This is a genomic window from Bacillus pacificus (assembly GCF_020861345.1).
Classification (GTDB): Bacteria; Bacillota; Bacilli; order Bacillales; family Bacillaceae_G; genus Bacillus_A; species Bacillus_A pacificus.
Genome location: NZ_CP086328.1, coordinates 3026284 through 3044684, shown reverse-complemented (window position 1 = coordinate 3044684; position 18401 = coordinate 3026284). Strand labels below are relative to the sequence as shown.

At 34.7% G+C, this 18401-nt stretch carries 21 protein-coding genes and 1 pseudogene; 12 read left to right on the top strand and 10 right to left on the bottom strand.

Annotation, left to right across the window (positions count from 1 at the left end; genetic code table 11):
* The first annotated feature begins 42 nt into the window (after positions 1–42).
* On the top strand, positions 43–363 hold the full coding sequence (locus LMD38_RS15925; RefSeq protein WP_000761181.1) for a hypothetical protein: 321 nt from the start codon (positions 43–45) through the stop codon (positions 361–363).
* Positions 364–432: 69 nt separating this feature from the next.
* Positions 433–645 carry a hypothetical protein gene (locus tag LMD38_RS15920; RefSeq protein WP_000798747.1) on the top strand — a complete coding sequence of 71 codons (213 nt, stop codon included), beginning with the start codon at positions 433–435 and terminating at the stop codon, positions 643–645.
* Between the two features lie 29 nt (positions 646–674).
* On the opposite strand, the gene LMD38_RS15915 is transcribed toward LMD38_RS15920, so the two are convergent.
* A complete protein-coding gene (locus LMD38_RS15915) occupies positions 675–1013 on the bottom strand; it encodes a hypothetical protein (protein WP_001253199.1) in 339 nt (112 codons plus the stop codon).
* Between the two features lie 205 nt (positions 1014–1218).
* Here LMD38_RS15915 and LMD38_RS15910 point away from each other — a divergent pair, with 205 nt between their 5' ends.
* From LMD38_RS15910 to LMD38_RS15885, 6 genes are all read left to right on the top strand, one after another.
* Positions 1219–1899, top strand: a complete 681-nt coding sequence (locus LMD38_RS15910; RefSeq protein ID WP_062821430.1) for a class I SAM-dependent methyltransferase — start codon at positions 1219–1221, stop codon at positions 1897–1899.
* A 94-nt stretch (positions 1900–1993) separates the two neighbouring features.
* On the top strand, positions 1994–3682 hold the full coding sequence (locus LMD38_RS15905; RefSeq protein ID WP_044792612.1) for a formate--tetrahydrofolate ligase: 1689 nt from the start codon (positions 1994–1996) through the stop codon (positions 3680–3682).
* Positions 3683–3772: 90 nt separating this feature from the next.
* The gene (locus LMD38_RS15900) at positions 3773–4300 is read left to right on the top strand and encodes a hypothetical protein (RefSeq protein ID WP_000460219.1); all 528 of its coding nucleotides are present in this window, start codon (positions 3773–3775) and stop codon (positions 4298–4300) included.
* A 19-nt stretch (positions 4301–4319) separates the two neighbouring features.
* Positions 4320–5489, top strand: coding sequence for a DEAD/DEAH box helicase (locus tag LMD38_RS15895; RefSeq protein ID WP_000588613.1), 1170 nt, complete (start codon positions 4320–4322; stop codon positions 5487–5489).
* A 212-nt stretch (positions 5490–5701) separates the two neighbouring features.
* Positions 5702–6511 (top strand): sugar phosphate isomerase/epimerase family protein, encoded by an 810-nt coding sequence (locus LMD38_RS15890; protein WP_016717333.1) that lies wholly within the window; start codon positions 5702–5704, stop codon positions 6509–6511.
* A gap of 55 nt (positions 6512–6566) precedes the next feature.
* Positions 6567–6950 carry a VOC family protein gene (locus tag LMD38_RS15885; protein ID WP_016717334.1) on the top strand — a complete coding sequence of 128 codons (384 nt, stop codon included), beginning with the start codon at positions 6567–6569 and terminating at the stop codon, positions 6948–6950.
* 44 nt (positions 6951–6994) lie between these two features.
* On the opposite strand, the gene LMD38_RS15880 is transcribed toward LMD38_RS15885, so the two are convergent.
* Complete coding sequence (locus LMD38_RS15880) at positions 6995–7633, bottom strand: zinc dependent phospholipase C family protein (RefSeq protein WP_016717335.1); 639 nt, start codon at positions 7631–7633, stop codon at positions 6995–6997.
* A gap of 29 nt (positions 7634–7662) precedes the next feature.
* A complete protein-coding gene (locus LMD38_RS15875) occupies positions 7663–8649 on the bottom strand; it encodes a quinone oxidoreductase family protein (RefSeq protein ID WP_062821429.1) in 987 nt (328 codons plus the stop codon).
* A gap of 205 nt (positions 8650–8854) precedes the next feature.
* Here LMD38_RS15875 and LMD38_RS15870 point away from each other — a divergent pair, with 205 nt between their 5' ends.
* On the top strand, positions 8855–9433 hold the full coding sequence (locus LMD38_RS15870) for a sigma-70 family RNA polymerase sigma factor (RefSeq protein WP_228919805.1): 579 nt from the start codon (positions 8855–8857) through the stop codon (positions 9431–9433).
* Positions 9430–10110 (top strand): DUF3600 domain-containing protein, encoded by a 681-nt coding sequence (locus LMD38_RS15865; protein ID WP_062821428.1) that lies wholly within the window; start codon positions 9430–9432, stop codon positions 10108–10110. The genes LMD38_RS15870 and LMD38_RS15865 overlap by 4 nt, the downstream gene beginning before the upstream one ends.
* A gap of 57 nt (positions 10111–10167) precedes the next feature.
* Here the strand turns inward: LMD38_RS15865 and LMD38_RS15860 are convergent, their stop codons facing one another.
* The 3 genes from LMD38_RS15860 to LMD38_RS15850 all read right to left on the bottom strand — a co-directional run bounded on the left by LMD38_RS15860 (position 10168) and on the right by LMD38_RS15850 (position 11966).
* Positions 10168–10602 (bottom strand): hypothetical protein, encoded by a 435-nt coding sequence (locus LMD38_RS15860; RefSeq protein WP_062821427.1) that lies wholly within the window; start codon positions 10600–10602, stop codon positions 10168–10170.
* Between the two features lie 85 nt (positions 10603–10687).
* Positions 10688–11659 (bottom strand): MBL fold metallo-hydrolase, encoded by a 972-nt coding sequence (locus tag LMD38_RS15855; RefSeq protein WP_016717340.1) that lies wholly within the window; start codon positions 11657–11659, stop codon positions 10688–10690.
* A gap of 97 nt (positions 11660–11756) precedes the next feature.
* Positions 11757–11966 (bottom strand): DUF3925 family protein, encoded by a 210-nt coding sequence (locus LMD38_RS15850; protein WP_000844978.1) that lies wholly within the window; start codon positions 11964–11966, stop codon positions 11757–11759.
* A 225-nt stretch (positions 11967–12191) separates the two neighbouring features.
* On the opposite strand from LMD38_RS15850, the gene bsaA reads away from it, so the two are divergent.
* Positions 12192–12674 (top strand): glutathione peroxidase, encoded by a 483-nt coding sequence (gene bsaA, locus LMD38_RS15845; RefSeq protein ID WP_000219435.1) that lies wholly within the window; start codon positions 12192–12194, stop codon positions 12672–12674.
* A gap of 83 nt (positions 12675–12757) precedes the next feature.
* Here the strand turns inward: bsaA and LMD38_RS15840 are convergent, their stop codons facing one another.
* From LMD38_RS15840 to LMD38_RS15825, 4 genes and pseudogenes are all read right to left on the bottom strand, one after another.
* Positions 12758–14986, bottom strand: a complete 2229-nt coding sequence (locus tag LMD38_RS15840) for a transglutaminase TgpA family protein (RefSeq protein WP_062821426.1) — start codon at positions 14984–14986, stop codon at positions 12758–12760.
* Entirely contained in the window at positions 14983–16197 is a 1215-nt protein-coding gene (locus LMD38_RS15835; protein ID WP_062821432.1) for a DUF58 domain-containing protein, read from the bottom strand. Before LMD38_RS15835 ends, LMD38_RS15840 begins: the two co-directional genes overlap by 4 nt.
* Positions 16197–17159 (bottom strand): AAA family ATPase, encoded by a 963-nt coding sequence (locus LMD38_RS15830; protein WP_000553998.1) that lies wholly within the window; start codon positions 17157–17159, stop codon positions 16197–16199. The genes LMD38_RS15835 and LMD38_RS15830 overlap by 1 nt, the downstream gene beginning before the upstream one ends.
* A gap of 336 nt (positions 17160–17495) precedes the next feature.
* Positions 17496–17636, bottom strand: a pseudogene (locus tag LMD38_RS15825) (DUF542 domain-containing protein); the annotation flags it as partial.
* Positions 17637–17830: 194 nt separating this feature from the next.
* Here LMD38_RS15825 and LMD38_RS15820 point away from each other — a divergent pair.
* Positions 17831–18400 (top strand): hypothetical protein, encoded by a 570-nt coding sequence (locus LMD38_RS15820; protein WP_062821425.1) that lies wholly within the window; start codon positions 17831–17833, stop codon positions 18398–18400.
* Position 18401: the final 1 nt, after the last annotated feature.

Sequence of the window (18401 nt, the reverse complement as noted above, 5' to 3'; positions counted from 1 at the left end):
GCGCATGCAGTCAAGTTTTCTTGTCTTTTGAAAGGAGTACAAATGAAGAAGTATTATACAATTGTGGGTATTGTAAGTATTATTCTTGTGGCAATTTTACTTATCACTTGTCCGAAAGAATCAGATTTTAAATTGTATCTAGAAGATAAGTATGCATTGAAATGTGATGAGAGTAGTTTTGAATGCACACAAAATGTAGATGGTAAAAAAGAAAAACTAAAATTTGAAAGTACAGATGCACGAAATGGTGTATTCTTTATGACTGTAAAGCAAACATTTAAAACAGAAGCTGGTGTTACGAAAGAATATAGCGGAGTAGGAATGTTTGGTACATTTCTTTTTGTTTCAGAGAAGACTTTCTAGTAATAGAAGGTCTTTTTCTTATGCTTATGTTCATATAGATGAAGTAAGACAAGCATAGGAGGGGTATTGATGAAGAACACATGTATTGTTTGTGGCGGTGAGGAGTTTTTCTCTTCTACATTATACGCACGTACAAAACAAGATTGGGCGTATGCGCCAAATATGTACCGTTTTGAAAAGGTGTTTATTGAGCATCGGGATGAAGAAAATTATCCAGTGTTTCAAGAAATTACAGCGAAACATTGTTGTGGATGCGGTCATATTATGTTGTATCACGAATGAACACACCAAGTATAACTTGGTGTGTTTTTTTAAAAAGCTGACAAAGCAAGCGGATAAAGTAAAGTAAATAAAACAGAAAAACTACCAAAACCAATTGCGGTATATCCAAGTGTTCTTGCTCCAAAATTGACAGCTAATAAGCCGACTAAAATCGCAAGAGAACCGAGTGTAACTGGATAAAATGCAATGGAGAAAAGCGAAAGAAATAAAGCGACATAGCCTATCATTGCACCGGTATTTGTACCTTCTATTTCATTTGCAATTTCTTTACGCTTATGTCTAATTGGAATGCCAGCTGGTGATATTTCAGCTGCATACTCTTCGTTTTTTTCACCACTTTTAAAATGATGATTCCTCTTTCTTCGCATGTACATCCCTCTCTTTCAATTGGGTGTACTTATAGTATCTTTCATCAAGAGAAGAACATGAGTATGAGTTAAACCCAAGTAAAGCAAAAATTGGAGAATAAAGATTCCTTCATTAGCATGTACATTTCCTAATGAAGATAAAACAGGAATTTTGGAAAATGATGTAGAATGAAATGAGTGATAAAGCGTGAAGGTAGGGGAATGTATGACGAAATTTAATTGGCATGAGTCAGCAGAGAAAAAATGGGATAGTAGTGCAGAATTTTGGAACCAAAATAGTCAGGAGATGTGGGATAGTGGGAGTAGGAGTACGATTATTCCATTTTTTGAACAATACGTGAAGAAAGAAGCCAAGGTGCTTGACGTTGGTTGTGGTGATGGATACGGTACATATAAATTAAGTCGCGCGGGCTATAAAGCAGTTGGAGTGGATTTATCAGAAGTTATGATTCAAAAAGGGAAGGAGCGTGGAGAGGGCCCGGATTTATCCTTTATAAAAGGAGATCTTTCTTCCTTACCATTTGAAAATGAACAATTCGAAGCAATTATGGCAATTAATTCTTTAGAATGGACCGAGGAGCCATTACGAGCATTAAATGAGATAAAGCGTGTTCTAAAAAGGGATGGATATGCATGTATTGCAATTTTAGGACCGACAGCAAAGCCAAGAGAGAACAGTTATCCTCGTTTGTACGGCAAAGACGTTGTTTGTAATACGATGATGCCTTGGGAATTTGAACAGTTAGCGAAAGAACAAGGTTTTGAAGTTGTAGATGGTATTGGGGTATATAAGCGCGGAGTAAATGAGAAGATGTTGGATCAACTCCCTACAGAGTTACAACAATCGTTAACATTCTTATGGGTATTTATGTTAAAAAACGTATAAAGAAATGAAAGAATTTTTAGGAGGTAAATAAGTGCAGAAAATACAAAAAACTGATACAATATCATCAGAACCAATTAAAGGGGGACTAGGGTATATGACAACTACTACAACAGTTAAATCCGACATTGAAATCGCACAAGAAGCGAGCATGAAGAAGATTCAAGAAATTGCAGCTGAATTAAATATTTTAGAAGATGAATTAGAGCCATACGGGCATTATAAAGGTAAGCTATCTCTTGATATTTTTAAGCGCTTACAGAATGAGAAAGACGGTAAAGTTGTTTTAGTAACAGCAATTAACCCAACTCCAGCTGGAGAAGGTAAATCAACAGTAACAGTTGGTTTAGGTCAAGCTTTTAATAAAATTGGTAAGAAAACAGTAATTGCACTTCGCGAACCATCCCTTGGACCAACGATGGGACTAAAAGGCGGGGCAGCAGGTGGTGGTTTTTCACAAGTTGTACCTATGGAAGACATTAACCTTCACTTTACTGGAGATATTCATGCGATCACAACTGCCAATAACGCGTTAGCGGCGTTTATTGATAATCATATCCAACAAGGAAACACACTTGGAATTGATACGCGTAAAATCGTTTGGAAACGCTGTGTTGACTTAAATGATCGTGCCCTACGTAACGTAGTAATTGGTCTTGGTGGACCAGTTCAAGGTGTACCACGTGAAGACGGTTTCGATATTACAGTGGCATCTGAAATTATGGCCGTATTCTGCCTTGCAACAGATATTCAAGATTTAAAAGCACGTCTATCGCGTATCGTAGTTGCTTATAATTTTGCAAATCAACCTGTAACGGTTAAAGATTTAGGTGTAGAAGGTGCGTTAACATTATTATTAAAAGACGCATTAAAACCAAACTTAGTACAAACGTTAGAAAATACACCAGCTATCATTCACGGCGGACCATTTGCGAATATCGCTCACGGTTGTAACAGTGTTATCGCTACAACAATGGCAGCAAAATTAGGTGATTATGTTATTACAGAAGCTGGATTTGGTGCTGATTTAGGTGCAGAGAAGTTTTTAGATATTAAAGCTCGTGCAGCTGGTATTAAACCAGAAGCAGTTGTTATTGTTGCGACGATTCGTGCGCTTAAAATGCATGGCGGCGTAGCAAAAGATCAATTAAAAGAAGAAAATGTAGATGCATTAGCAAAAGGTATGGAAAACTTACAGAAGCACGTTGAAACAATTCAAAGCTTCGGTGTGCCTTTCGTAATTGCAATTAATAAATTCATTACAGATACAGATGCAGAAGTTGCATACTTACAAGAATGGTGTAATGAGCGTGGCTATGCAGTATCCTTAACAGAAGTTTGGGAGAAAGGTGGCCAAGGTGGAGTTGATCTTGCTGAAAAAGTGTTAAAAGAAATCGAAAAAGGCGAAAACAACTATGCACCACTTTATGAGTTAGAATTACCATTAGAAGAAAAAATCCGTACAATTGCTCAAAAAGTGTACGGTGCAAAAGATATTGAATTTGCTCCAAAAGCACGTAAGCAATTAGCTCAATATGAAGGAGAAGGTTGGAGTAACCTACCAGTTTGTATGGCGAAAACACAATACTCTCTTTCTGACGATGCAACAAAATTAGGTCGTCCATCTGACTTTATCGTTACAATTCGTGAGTTAAAACCATCTATCGGTGCAGGCTTTATCGTTGCGTTAACAGGTACAATGTTAACAATGCCAGGTCTTCCAAAACAACCAGCAGCACTTCAAATGGATGTAAATGAAGATGGAAAAGCAGTAGGTTTATTCTAAAAGGTTGTAATTCATCTCGTTTATCTGTAAACTATATATACATCAAGTGGCGCCTTTCCATCGAAAGGCGCCTGTTTTTTGGAGGAAATTATGTTTGATCCAACTGCTTTTGATAATTTAAAAGTAATCGTAGAAGGTGCTGTGTATGATTTTGATCTACATGGAGATATTCTTGTAACAGATCGAAAAGATATGATGGATCTTGCTTCATTAAGTCGTATATATCATATCTCATTTCAATTAACAGAACCGTTTGAACCGTTAGTAGAAGCAACATTTTCATTATCTGTGGATGCAAAGAACTTGTCTGGTGAAATACTAGAAGTGCCTCAGTTTACACCTGGTTGTGAGATGAAGCTAGCATTTTCATTCCCGTTAGAACAACCAGAAGTAAAATGCGAAGAAATTGAAACATTAATGCGTTCTATATGGGGAAAAGAAAGAATGATTATGCAGAAAGTTTCATACGAATATAATAAGCAAGCGATTTCATATCATAATAAGGTAGAGGTTCTATTTCAAAAAGCGATTACAGAAGACCATGTTGATGATTTAATAGCTGTTATTTCACACATGATAGAAACGGTGCGAACAATACAGCATTTTCTTCAAAAATAGAGATAAAGGAGAAAAACAAATGATAAAAGATATGCAACCATTTTTACAACAAGCTTGGGAGAAGGCTGGTTTTAAAGAGTTAACTGAAATTCAAAAACAAGCGATTCCAACTATTTTAGAAGGACAAGACGTTATAGCTGAATCTCCAACTGGAACAGGAAAAACATTAGCGTACTTATTACCCCTTTTACATAAAATTAATCCTGAAGTAAAACAGCCACAAGTTGTTGTTTTAGCGCCAACACGTGAACTTGTCATGCAAATTCATGAAGAGGTTCAAAAGTTTACAGCAGGAACTGAAATTTCAGGTGCATCTTTAATTGGTGGTGCAGATATTAAGCGCCAAGTTGAAAAATTAAAGAAACACCCAAGAGTAATTGTCGGTTCACCAGGACGTATTTTAGAATTAATTCGTATGAAAAAGCTAAAAATGCATGAAGTAAAAACAATTGTATTTGATGAGTTTGATCAAATTGTAAAGCAAAAAATGATGGGCGCAGTGCAAGATGTAATTAAATCTACGATGCGCGATCGTCAATTAGTATTCTTCTCGGCTACAATGACAAAAGCTGCAGAAGATGCGGCACGTGATTTAGCAGTTGAACCACAATTAGTACGTGTAACACGTGCAGAATCAAAAAGCTTAGTTGAGCATACGTATATTATTTGTGAGCGACGCGAAAAAAATGATTACGTAAGAAGAATTATGCATATGGGCGATGTAAAAGCAGTTGCTTTCTTAAACGATCCATTCCGTTTAGATGAAATTACTGAGAAATTGAAATTCCGTAAAATGAAAGCAGCGGCTCTTCATGCAGAAGCAAGTAAGCAAGAACGTGAAGCAACGATGCGTGCATTCCGCGGCGGGAAATTAGAAATTCTACTTGCTACTGATATTGCAGCACGCGGTATCGATATTGACGACTTAACACATGTAATTCACTTAGAATTACCAGACACAGTAGACCAATACATTCACCGCTCAGGACGTACTGGACGTATGGGTAAAGAAGGAACTGTTGTATCTCTTGTAACACCGCAAGAAGAGCGTAAATTACTACAATTTGCGAAAAAACTAGGTATCGTATTTACGAAGCAAGAAATGTTCAAAGGATCATTTGTAGAAACGAAACCGAAAGCACCAAAGAAAAAGAAACCAGCGTTTACTGGGAAGAAAAAGCCTAGATAAATGATGAGGAAGGCGTAACTATTTGTAGTTACGTCTTTTTTGTTTGTAATCAAGTGATAATGGGAATTGTATTAGTGTTTTTAATGTGCCTATATATGCTTCTACTGGGGGTATCGAAAAAAGGTAGTTTATTTATTTGGTTTATACGAGGAAATAATATAAAAAAAGTCGAATATTAAACTGATGCGAAATAATAAAAAGAAGGTACACATATGGATAGGAAATTAGGGATGTTTTTAAATACGAAACATATTGAAGTAAACGAAGGAATAAAGAAGGCGAGAGAATGGGGGTTAGAATATATTCAATTATATGCTATGAATCCGACTTTCAACTTAGTTAACATTTCAAAGGTACAATGGAACACCTTAAAAGAAAACTTAGCTTTTAATGAGATTCAAGTCCCGTCATTAGCAATTAGCTTCGGAGAAAATGGAATAATAGGAACTGAAGCTGAATGTGCAATAGAGAGTTTTAAATATATTACTGATAAAGGTTTAAGGTTAGGAGCTAACATAGTAACAGCCCATATTGGGAAAATCCCAGATGATGAAAATAGTGAGTACTATGATAAAATGATACGTGTTTGTAATGAAATAGGGGAATTAGCATTCAGATTTGGAGGATTCTTTGCTATTGAGACGGGATCTGAAAAAGCGATAGTGTTAAAGCGGTTTTTAGAAAATATAAATTCAAAAGGATTAGCGGTTAACTTTGATCCAGCAAATTTAATTAGTGATATAAATGAAAACTCGATAGAAAGTTTATTACTGCTAAAAGATTATATAGTACAAACTCATATTAAAGATTGTAAAGAAGTGAATAGTGATAGTTTAAGTAAGTATATAGAAGTAGCAGTAGGAAATGGTGAAGTGGATTTCGATATATTCTTCAAAGTATTAGATGAAATTGGATTCAATGGATATAACATGATCGAAAGAAATGATTATTTTGACGAACTAGATGGGATGAGTCAGTCGATAAATTTTGCAAAGAAGTACATACCAACTCAAAAGGAATAATGATAGTACATGTAGAAACCTACTTAGAATATAAAAAACATTAGGGGGAAATGAAATGATTCATAAGGTCGGACAAATTATGCTGTATGTAAACAATCAAGATGAGGCAGTCAATTTTTGGACGGAAAAGGTAGGGTTTCATGTAGTTGCAGAGGAAGATAACAAACAAGGAATGAGATGGATTGAAATCGCTCCGAAAAGTGGGGCAGAAACAAGCATTATATTACATAATAAAGAAGTGATTTCTAAGATGAGCCCAGAATTAAATCTTGGTACACCGTCACTAATGTTCTTCTCAGAAAGTCTGGATCAATTATATATAGATTTAAAAAATAAAAATGTTACTGTTGGTGAAATGGTAACTATGCCTTCTGGTAAAGTATTTAACTTTGCTGATAGTGAAGGGAATTATTTTGCGGTTATGGAAAAGAACCGATAATAATATTGCTATGTGAAAAGCCCCCTCAAACATATTGAGGGGGATTAAATCTTTGAAATGAATTTTTCATTGGAGAGTTGATTAATATAAAATGCACCTTTTTCAATAGCAGTTTCCATATAACCGACCATTTGATTAAACGTAAATACCTGTAAGTCTTCATGCAAATGTTGCTCTGGATACAACATATCTTCAAAAAGATACTTTCGAAAAGCCAAAACATTTTCTTTAGAAACCTCTTCAATATCGACAATGTGAGCATCTTGATTGAGAAGCGAGAAGAGCTGTTGTTCTTTATCGTAATGATGAAGCAACTTTGCATTTAACAATTTAAAATCGTTATAGTACAGGGGTGCGATCGTCTCGTCATTTTCTATTCTATTTTTTAGCCAAGGTAGAAAAAATCCACTTAGCCAATTATCATCGGCAATGAGGTGAGTGTAATAGCCTAAGAGAAAAGGGGAATCCATTTGAGCTTTATATTTTTGAAAAAAAGAATTGAAAGCTATCCTTCTCGTATAATTTTTCGTTGTGCCAGCGTAAAAATGTGAAGTTCCTTTTTCTTCTGTTGAATGAACTGCATCAGGAGCTACACCTCCAAGTATGAAAGAAGTTTTATCTTGAATACATAGTTTTTCGGCAATACCGTTAGCGATAATAGCATGCATAATTCGTGATCCCATGAATGACACCTCGGTTTCAAGTATTCATTTTAGGAAGATGACTGAACAGTTAGTATTACTTTCCCTGTACTTTTTCTACTTTCGACCCATTCATGTGCTTTCCCTGCATCTTGGAGTGGAAAAGATTTCGTAGCTGTTATTTGCAAACGTCCGTCACGCAAATAACGGAATACTTCATTTGCAGTTGCTTGGAGTAGTTCAGGACGTTTTTTTCGTGTAGTTCCAAAGCTAAAACCGAGTATAGAACGGCAACTTGCATGTAAATCTTTCGTTTGGAAATTGCCAATTTCACCACTAGCATTACCGAAATGAACGAGGCGACCGTAATAAGCAAGACATTTTAAACTTCTTTCCGAAACAGTTCCAGAAATAGAATCTAAAATTACATCAACCCCTTCACCGTTTGTCAGCTCATTGACTTTCTCTACAAAATCTTCATTCTGATGACAAATTACATAATCAGCTCCAGCATATAAAGGAATTTCTTTTTTTGCTTCACTTCCGACAGTACCGATAACTGTTCCAGCCCCTAATAGTTTTGCAAGTTGAATAGCTGTAGTACCGATTCCACCAGCAGCCGCATGAATGAGTACTGATTCGCCTTGTTGAAGCCTTGCAACATTTGCGAGTAAATTATAACCTGTAAAAGATACAATCGGACAAGCAGCTGCAGTTTGAAAGTCGACTTCATCAGGTAATACGAAAGTAAGATTTTCATTTGAAACAACGTATTCTGCATAAGATCCATTTTGAGGAAAAGCAATGACACGTTGTCCAGGGTTTATATTTTTTACATGAGAGCCGACACGTTCTACTATACCAGCGACATCTATCCCTGGAATAAAAGGTAGTGCTTTATTTCCTTTTTTGCCATAACGTGATTTAATGTCAGCGAAATTTACACTTGTAGCAACAACGCGAATTAAAACTTGATTTTCTGAAATAACCGGCATATCCACATCTGTATATTTCATCACTTCAGGACCACCGAACGATGTTACAATGATAGCTTTCATTATTTATCCCCCTAAATTTGACTATATAAATCATTTTAAATCTTTATCAGAAATTGGAAAATTATATAATAGTTATGCAAGGTTATAAGTGAAGCTTATGAACGTATTGAATCATTATATTAATTTATATAAAAACTTTTGAAAAAATCGAACGAAATATAGATTACTTGCCAATATAAAGTGTAAGACAAAGGAGGGGTGGTATATGAAGGAAGAAACAGTGTATACAGATTTGATCCAATTAACTTTATCAGGCAATAAAGAAGCGTATAGCGAATTGTATGATGTAACGATTCACGAAGTATATAAGACAGCACATTTTTTAATAGATGATAAAGCGGATGTAGATGATGTCGTTCAAGAAATATACATACAACTATATGAATCGCTTCGTAAGTATGATAGCGAGAAGCCATTTCGTCCTTGGCTAATTGGACTTGTAATTAAACAAATTCACTCTTATAGAAGAAAGAGGTGGATGCGACTACGAATTATAAAAAAAGCAGAAGAGCAGAGAAAACCGGTACAAATTGATTTTTCTAACGATGTTGTAAGTAAAATATCAAACCAAAAACTAATCGAACTTATTCATAAATTACCGTATAAATTGAAACAAGTTATTATTTTAAGATACTTACACGATTACTCTCAAGAAGAAGTAGCACAAATATTACATATTCCAATTGATACTGTGAAATCTAGAATTCATGCGGCATTAAAGAAACTACGTCAAAAAGAGCAAGTAGAAGAAATCTTTTTAGGAGAGGTAGGGAATGTGAAATGAGTTTAGATTGTAAGGTTCGAGAATCTATACAAGAAGAAGCAAAGGGGATTGTTGCACCGCCGGAGTTAAAAGAAAAAGTAATCGTTCAAATAAAAATGAATCGTGGTGGAAGTAAGGTGAAAAAACGCCTTATCGCAGGAGTTCTTGCAGCGGCCTTTTTAATCCCGACAACTGGTTTTGCGTATCAATCTATTATGGCAGATGGTATATACGGGTCTTTTGAAAACTTAAAAAAACATGCTGGAACGATGACATTAGAGGCGTACATGCGTTTTAGTGCAAAGCTATCAGAAGCGAAAGATGAAATGGGGACAAAAGAATATGAAGTGTTTACAAAAGAACTAAAGAAATTAACAAATGCAAAGCTTGCGTACGGAGATGCGAACGGTAATATTGATTATGATGCATTATCACCAGAAAAAAGAGAAGAAATGAAAACGGTAAGTATGGGCCTTCAACCATACTTTGATAAATTAAATGGTTATAAATCTAGTAAAGAAGTATTAACGCAAGAAGAGTTTGATCGCTATATGGAAGCTTTAATGACACATGAAATAGTACGAGTGAAAACAAAATCAACTGGTGCAATAAAAGTAGAAGAAGTACCTGAGGCATATAAAGAAAGATTTATGAAAGCGGAGCAGTTTATGGAGTATGTAGATGAAAAGGTGAGATAAGTAAAAAAGCTCAATGCTTTAGCTTTGAGCTTTTTTATTAAAACAAAAAAAGAGTGCTCAATTATATTTTTTCATATTTACAGTATCTTTTTGTATAAAACAATCTAAAAGGGAATAGCCAGCTATTAAACTAATTATCGTAACAAAAGTTGTATTGATAAGAATAATATTAGTTATATAAGGTAGGTATGCACCAACTGGTGAAAAGAGTAGAGCTGGAGAAAAGGAAATGAATAGTGTAGGCACAGTAATGGCGATAAATTTATCCGGTTGAAAGCGCCAGTTTTGTTTACTTGTTTCACGATTAATGGATTGAAGGAATCGTAATAAAATGCCGACTATAAGAGGGAAGAGTGTAAAGTAGAATAATCTTGGATAAACGTTAAAGTTTACTTGTGCGTCTGTATCTAAATAAAATTGAATTTTCACTCCGACAAATAATAATAAGACGATAAATAATGTAAAGCAGAGGTATAGCATCACTTTTTGCATTATATTCCACCATCCTTTACTCAAAATATATTCAAAAAAAGAAGAGATATACAATAACTACTGTTGTATATCTCTTCTTTTACAGTTATTTAATAGTGGCGTTTGCTTTCTCTTGCTTCGTGAAATAATCTATAATGCCCATCGCACTAATTTCTATATCTAGATGTAAAATGTTATAAACGGAATGATCTGATGGAACGTTTAACTTTGTAAGGTGAGAAGAGACCTTATCCATTAATACAGTTTGCAAAGCTTTAGTAGCCTCATCGAAATCATTATATTTTTCAAAGACCTCTTTACCAGTATGAACGAAAATAGGTAACCAATGTTCTAGTTGCTTATATACTTCTGTAACATTGGATGATGCGCCGTAATGGCCGAAATAAATAGTATCTACATTCATACTTTGAATATGATTTTTAGAAGCAATCATCGCATCTGGTTGGAATTGTGAAGGGGACGTTGATGGTAAATATAGTTCTACACCAAGGTCTGCAAGTTCTCTATAATAAATTCCAATTGTATCGCCAGTAAAAATGCCGTTTGTTAATGAATCGTGAATGCTAATATGGTGCTTTGCATGTCCCGGTGTATCATAAAATGTAAGGATGCGGTCTTCTGCAATTTGTAACGTATCACCATGTTGTACAATATGAACACGTTCTTCTTCAATTGGAAGAATTGGATCAAAAAGTTTATCGAAATCTTCTTTGTACACAGCTTTTGCACCTAAAATGAGTTTTGTTGGATCAATCATATGACGAGCACCGCGAGAATGCACGTATAAAGTAGCATTTGGGCATTTTTCCATCATTAAACCAGCAGCACCGGCGTGATCTAAATGAACATGTGTAACGATAATGTTTTTAACTTCGTTTAAATCAATATGTAATTGTTGTAAGCCGTCTAAAATATACGGAAGAGAAGGGGCTGCACAAGTTTCAATTAAAGTAATATCATCACCTAATAAAACGTACGTACCAGTTCGTTCATTATGTTGTAAATCAAAATCATCAATCAGATATAGGTGAGAAGATAATTGTTCTACTTTTTTCATCTTTACCACTCCTTATATACGATATGTAACTATTATACGCTAAAAATACAAAAAGGCAGAAAACGAAAGTTTCGTCTTCTGCCTTTTTGTAATGTTCTTATTGTCTTTGTTGTTTATTAATAGACATAACGAATAGTCCAACAATGCCGCCAACTAATGGAAGCATAATCTCTCCCGCTAAATTAAAGTAGGAGCTTAAGAATAAACCATTTACATCGATTACCCAGCCAATCACATACAATAACATCATATATAGTACGAAATAAAACTCGCGATTTGAAATCGTTTCATGTTGTGCAGTTTTCATATTGAACACCATCCTTTTCTATAATAATAGAATATAAACTGTCACATTTTGTTCACAATTTAATTGTAAAACTTTCCATCATAAAAGTCTAGTAATTTGTGTCGAATTTTCGAACAAAAATAAAGCGTTTACAATCGTGGGAAGAAAATACGTAATAAGAGCTGTATATTCACGAATGTAGTATAGTATAAACATAGAATGATAGTGAAGAGAGGGGCAAGGATAATGACAGTTTATGATTTTTCAGCTAAAACGATAACAGGGGAAGAAAAATCGTTAAAAGATTACGAAGGAAAAGCGCTTCTTATTGTAAATGTAGCTAGTAAATGCGGGTTTACACCACAGTATAAAGGATTACAAGAAGTATATGATAAATATAAAGAACAAGGGCTAGAAATACTCGGTTTCCCTTGTAACCAATTCGGAGGACAAGAACCAGGTACAGAAGCAGATATTACTAGTTTTTGTGAGTTAAACTATGGTGTGAATTTCCCGATGTTTGCAAAAATTGATGTGAAAGGTGATAAAGCTCATCCGCTGTATACATACATGACAGAACAAGCACCAGGTTTACTCGGTATGAAAGCAGTAAAATGGAACTTTACAAAATTTCTAATTGGAAAAGACGGAAAAGTAGTAGGGCGTTTTGCGCCGCAAACGAAGCCGGTTGATTTAGAGGTTGAGATTGAGAAGGTACTTGGGGAATAACTAGGAGTTTCACTTAATTAAAAAATGCCTCAAAGAACTACTTTGTTCTTTGAGGCGTTTTCTTTACATTCACATTACCAAGATTAAATGGTTGAATGGAAGTCATTTGATTTAGGCGGAGAAGTTGCTTTTTTCATAAGTACTTCCCATAAGTGTACGGATTTTTTCCATTCTGCTGCGGCTTGTCCTTTTGGATATATAGCACTCTCATAATTGAAAGTAAGTTGTTGCATATCCGTCGAGTTGTAAAGTGTATCAACATGGAGAGCATATTCTCGGAATGTTTGACTCTCGTCTCGTCGTATACCAATTCGTGCAAATTGTTTTAGGAGAGAATCGTAAGCTTTTGTATAAACAGCATCATCTTTTCGATATTTATAGAAAAGAATGATAAAAAATGTAATCCATTTCATTCTAGTAGCGAAGATAGTGTAGCCGATGATACTAATTGGTATCGTAGAAAGGAATACGTACCACCAAGAAAATTTATTTTTAGCATTTGTAATTTTTTTAGTAGGAGTTTCTTCAGTATCTTCTATTAAACTTTTAAGCTTTGCTTCATTGTTTCTTTCGTGCATTTGCGCGTTTTGAGAATTAGTTTCTTCGCTATTTTGTAAAGTAGGAGCAGGAGTATTATTTATAAAATTATAGGGATTCGTAAATCCTTTTGTCGGTTCGAATGGAATCCATCCGTATCCAGGGAAATATACTTCGACCCAAGAGTGTGCGTTATCGTTCGCGATTTTATAAACATCCTCACCTTCAGCACCCACCAGCGTATTATCAAGAGTTCCTTCTGTATAACCTTTTACCCAGCGAGCGGGAATTCCAGCAGAACGAAGTAACACGATCATAGATGTCGAAAAATTATTACAGTAGCCACTTTTTGTATCGAAAAGAAATTGATCTACATAATCTTGGTTTTTGGCAGGGAATGAGACATTCGTTGTTTCATATACAAAAGAATGGTCGGTGAAATAGTTTTCAATAGCTAATACTTTATCGTATCGGGTGTCTTTATCCTTTGTTAGACTACTAGCTAAGTCTTTTACTCGCTGCGGTAATGCTTCTGGAAGTTGCGTGTACTTTGTTATGAAATAAGGATTTGTTTCCTGACCTTCATTCGTTTTTACAGCTTTTAAGTTTTCTATGGAAAACTCCGGGACCTCATACGTTACTTTATATGAATGTAAAGTAGTGGAAGAGTTTCCGTCCATCGTATAGATTTTTTCAGAAAATGGGTCAACGCTGTATGATATATCAGAAGAAGCCTCAACTGATATTAACCCTGCTGGATAGGTAAGGTGAGGATAACTTTTTTGCATGGTGATTGTTGCCTTAGTTGTCTCCGTTTTTGTATTTTGTTCGTACCAACTCACCACGTCATTTTTATTTTTAAAAGAAATCTTCTTTTGATTTTCAGAAACTTCCCATCCTTTTCCGGTATAAAAATCTTTCGTTTCTACTCTCCAATATTGTTTGTTTTGCGTTGCGGCTGTAAAAACAATTGTAGGATCTGCTTTAAAAGGACCACCTAATCGTGAGTCATCTAAACCATACCCAATTTTAGAAACTTCTTGCTGTTTACTTGCTTCGGATGTGTTGAATTTTAAAAAATCCATTGGGTTGGGCCATTGAGGACCAAATTTTGGAGCGAAGTATGCGATGGTTGCTGACAATACAATAAATATTGTAAGAGGTCTAAGTAATTTTGAGATTTCTCTAGCATAATTTTGTAAGTGTTCACTCTCTTTTATTCGTTCTATGCGAAGAAGACTAAGCATAAAAAAGCCGATGACAACAGTACGAATAATAGCGTAGTTTGCATTGTATACATGTAAGTTATGAAAAACGGTGATATAAATAATAGTCAATATAAGAAATAACAACCCACGTTTTTTATGAATCATCCAAAAAGAGATGAAAGCACTCAAAAACCAAAATGATAAAAAAAATAAAAGTGTTGGAAAAACTGGAGAAATATCTAGCAAATTCCCTTGAAATAACAGAGAGGAATTTTGAGAAATATCATTAAAAAATTTTGTTAACCAAGATGGATTTAAAAAAGCATTTTTATAGTATAAGAAATGAATGGTGAATAAAATCGTGAAGACTTTTATTGGAATCTGCCACTTTGTTTGAAAAAAAGAGAGAGTGAAGCAAATCCCTATAAATATTACAAAAATATCTAATCTACCTACGTTTGTAATACCGGTGAGGGGCCTTAGCCATTCTAGTAAAAGTAGAAATGCGCATGCATGCATGAAAAATCTAGTCATATCCCATTGTTTTTTTGTCTGTAATGTTATCATTTGCTCACCTCAAAAAACACGTTTGTATACTGGTTTCCATAAACCACATTTACAAATATTTTTCGTTTTTGTAGAGTTTCTAGAATACTAAGTTCTCGATGTGATAGTTGATTTGCTTTTTCTTTTACGACAAACACCATTAATTTTCTATTTTTTATAGCAGCATAGTCAGCTGCCTTTTGAATATCGGGAGAAAGATCACTTGTCACGAGTATAATCGTTACGGGCTCATAAACTTTTCTTAATTCCATTTCTACACTTCGGGAGAGCGGGAATACACTGTCCGCTTGTACTTTCGCTAAATGACAAAAGATTTGATGTAACTGACTATCTCCATTGTCTAAAGGGAAAAAGGTTCGTTCTTTTCCGACAGATACGAATGACGCCGGTGAATTTTGCTTCAAAACAGATCTGACAATAGAGGCAGTAAATGTGACGACTGATTCGAATAGAGGGGATGGGGTTCTATCCATGAATATCATAATATTATGGCTGCGCTGTTGTTCAAACTCTTTTGTCATAATGTTGTTTGTTCGTGCAGTTGCTTTCCAATCAATCCATGAAAAGCGGTCACCAGGTTTATAGTCTCTCACACCGACAGAAATGGTAGAGTCTTTTACTAAATTTATATTTGCTGAAAGTGCTCCTTGTTCGAAATGATTTTCCATTTGTCGATATGTTATATCTACATACTGAGGGTAGACTAAAAATGTATCTGGAACTGAAAAAATTACTTCTTTCTCCATCATACCGAATAAATCGCCAGTTTTGACACGTACGCTTGAAAAAGTATGCTCTCCTCTAGGGATTGTGTCGATTGCATATTGAAACGAAATATTTCGCTTCAATCCTGGAAAAAGTATTACTTTATTCATTTTCGTTTGTTTACACTTTGTAAATTGTGATGGTAATTCATCTTCTATAATTAAGTAAAGTAATGGAAAAGGAAATCTTCTTTTTATTGTAATGGTGCTTAAAAAAGGTTCTCCTGCTGCATATTCGTCTTGATTTGTTATTCGTATTACTTCAGCGTTCCGCAAAGCATAGAAGGGGAGTAATAGTGAATAAAGGCCAATAGGAATTGTACTGTAAAACAAAAACCAACTTACAAATCCTCCTTGAAGCATAGCGTATAAAAATGTTAAGACTAGGCATAACGGAATGAATGATAACTTAATAAAATGATAGAGTACTCGTAGAATCCTTTTCATCAAAGGTTCATCTTCCTTTGGGTAGGCACGGTAGTTCGTGCAACGATTTTTGCGATAACTTGTTCTCCTGTTATTCCTTCAAATTTTGCTTCCATTTTTAAAATGAGTCTGTGAGCCAACACGTAAGGAGCTAAAAATTTAACATCGTCTGGAATAACATAATTTCTGCCATGGATAAATGCATAAGCTTGTGAAGCTTTCATTAAAGCAATCGAGCCACGCGGACTTGCACCTAGTTGTATAGAACTATAAGACCGAGTTTGACTAACAAGCTTTACAATGTAATGCTTAATCGCTTTGTCCACGCTTATTTCCCGTACGCTTTGCTGTAAATAAAGTAATTCTTCTATTGTAGTAATAGCTTGTAAATGGGAGAGGGGGGGTGTTTTTTCCATCCGGTTTAAAATTTCAAATTCTTCTTCTTGTGTAGGATATCCCATTTTTAGTTTCAACAAGAAACGATCGAGCTGTGCTTCTGGTAAAGGATATGTTCCCTCATATTCAACAGGATTTTGTGTAGCCATTACAAAGAATGGCTTGGGTAACGGTCTTGTCATACCATCAATTGTAATATTGCCTTCTTCCATACTTTCAAGTAAGGCGGATTGTGTTTTGGGAGATGTACGATTAATTTCATCAGCAAGTATAAAATTCCCCATGATTGGTCCAGGCTTGAACTCAAATTGGAGCTCTTTCGGATTGTAAATAGAAACACCTGTTACATCTGATGGAAGTAAATCAGGTGTAAATTGAATACGTTTGTAATCAGCATCAATAGATTTAGAAAGAGCACGTACTAACATCGTTTTCCCAACGCCAGGAACATCTTCTAATAGTACATGACCTTCAGCTAAGAGAGCTGTTAAAGCTAATAGTGTTTCTTTTCGCTTTCCGACCATTAACTTTTCAATATTGTTAATTATTTTTTCTATAATGGGATGTAATGAATCAAGCTGGTGCATCGTAATCCTCCTAATGTGTTATTATCGTTTTCTAATCTATTTAGCGGAAAATAGAATGTATCCATCTAATTGAGGGCAGTAAAGATTTCATCTTTAATTCTAAGAATATTCAGATTATTTATTCTGATTACATCTAGTATAATTGTTTCCGTAACTTAGGGCAATATGGTAAATAATGATTTGTAGTTTAATGTGAAAAGAGAAGCGAATAGGAAATGTAGTTATTTGGATTGAGAGGATGATGAAGCGTGAATAAAAGCATGACATGAGCATTGCTACTCATGTCATGCTTTTATTTATGCCTTTGTAATGGCACGCGGAAATAAAATATTATTTTCTTTCATGAATTGCATCAATAAGTGGCTTATTACCGCCACAACAAAAATCTATTTTATATGATTTAAAAAGATCACTAGCCTTCGGAAATTGTGTAACAATCTCACCAACAATAGAAGTTTCAGTAAATATATGTTCCATATGAATGCCTCCATAAAGTTTAAATGTAATATCTAAATTAAGAATAGCGATAAATGAAAAAACAACGTGGTGATTGAAATCACTTATTATGTGTCTGATTTGAGAATAATAGGATTATTCTTCAACAGAGGACATTATAGAAAAGATGGCGAAGAATTTTGGGATAGGAAGTATATCTTTTATAGGAGGTTTTTATGCAATATGTTTATCATATGGTACCAGAAGAACTAAAAGGAGAATATTTAATCCCATTAAATGAATTGAAAAGTGTATATCCAAATTTATACGGTGAGTATATACAAAAATATAAAGATCATCCTCACAGGGAGAAATTATTAACACGTAAAATACCAAAACTAGAATGTTTATGGAATGATGTTGTGCATTTTTTACCATTGCATCCTTATGAGATTTATAAAGTATTACTGGAAATAGGAATAAACCTTCATACAAATAAACTGTTTTATAAAGTTCCTATTAGCGCATTGAAGGGTCAGTGTATGGGAATATACAAGTACTCAAAGCATAATTGGGGTGGACCAAATAGAGAATTAAAAGAATGCGAAATAGAAATCATCAACTTTAATGAATATAGAGAATTAAAGCAATTAAATACCTGCACCAAAGAATATTACAGGGAGGAATATGAAAAGGGTAGAAGATTTGGGATGTTTCACTTAATTCCACATGTTCTTGTCAAAGGAAAAATAGAGGTGAAAAATCTTGAAATAATAAATTGGAGTATTGCTCCAGTTAATGATTAAT

Coding starts and splice junctions, on each gene's coding strand:
- LMD38_RS15840 (WP_062821426.1), bottom strand. CDS start 14,986: ATGATAACATTACAGACAAAAAAACAATGGGATATGACTAGATTTTTC.
- LMD38_RS15890 (WP_016717333.1), top strand. CDS start 5,702: ATGGATAGGAAATTAGGGATGTTTTTAAATACGAAACATATTGAAGTA.
- LMD38_RS15850 (WP_000844978.1), bottom strand. CDS start 11,966: ATGAAAACTGCACAACATGAAACGATTTCAAATCGCGAGTTTTATTTC.
- LMD38_RS15875 (WP_062821429.1), bottom strand. CDS start 8,649: ATGAAAGCTATCATTGTAACATCGTTCGGTGGTCCTGAAGTGATGAAA.
- LMD38_RS15910 (WP_062821430.1), top strand. CDS start 1,219: ATGACGAAATTTAATTGGCATGAGTCAGCAGAGAAAAAATGGGATAGT.
- LMD38_RS15900 (WP_000460219.1), top strand. CDS start 3,773: ATGTTTGATCCAACTGCTTTTGATAATTTAAAAGTAATCGTAGAAGGT.
- LMD38_RS15870 (WP_228919805.1), top strand. CDS start 8,855: ATGAAGGAAGAAACAGTGTATACAGATTTGATCCAATTAACTTTATCA.
- LMD38_RS15925 (WP_000761181.1), top strand. CDS start 43: ATGAAGAAGTATTATACAATTGTGGGTATTGTAAGTATTATTCTTGTG.
- LMD38_RS15895 (WP_000588613.1), top strand. CDS start 4,320: ATGATAAAAGATATGCAACCATTTTTACAACAAGCTTGGGAGAAGGCT.
- LMD38_RS15920 (WP_000798747.1), top strand. CDS start 433: ATGAAGAACACATGTATTGTTTGTGGCGGTGAGGAGTTTTTCTCTTCT.
- bsaA (WP_000219435.1), top strand. CDS start 12,192: ATGACAGTTTATGATTTTTCAGCTAAAACGATAACAGGGGAAGAAAAA.
- LMD38_RS15885 (WP_016717334.1), top strand. CDS start 6,567: ATGATTCATAAGGTCGGACAAATTATGCTGTATGTAAACAATCAAGAT.
- LMD38_RS15820 (WP_062821425.1), top strand. CDS start 17,831: ATGCAATATGTTTATCATATGGTACCAGAAGAACTAAAAGGAGAATAT.
- LMD38_RS15860 (WP_062821427.1), bottom strand. CDS start 10,602: ATGCAAAAAGTGATGCTATACCTCTGCTTTACATTATTTATCGTCTTA.
- LMD38_RS15905 (WP_044792612.1), top strand. CDS start 1,994: ATGACAACTACTACAACAGTTAAATCCGACATTGAAATCGCACAAGAA.
- LMD38_RS15835 (WP_062821432.1), bottom strand. CDS start 16,197: ATGAAAAGGATTCTACGAGTACTCTATCATTTTATTAAGTTATCATTC.
- LMD38_RS15880 (WP_016717335.1), bottom strand. CDS start 7,633: ATGGGATCACGAATTATGCATGCTATTATCGCTAACGGTATTGCCGAA.
- LMD38_RS15830 (WP_000553998.1), bottom strand. CDS start 17,159: ATGCACCAGCTTGATTCATTACATCCCATTATAGAAAAAATAATTAAC.
- LMD38_RS15855 (WP_016717340.1), bottom strand. CDS start 11,659: ATGAAAAAAGTAGAACAATTATCTTCTCACCTATATCTGATTGATGAT.
- LMD38_RS15915 (WP_001253199.1), bottom strand. CDS start 1,013: ATGCGAAGAAAGAGGAATCATCATTTTAAAAGTGGTGAAAAAAACGAA.
- LMD38_RS15865 (WP_062821428.1), top strand. CDS start 9,430: ATGAGTTTAGATTGTAAGGTTCGAGAATCTATACAAGAAGAAGCAAAG.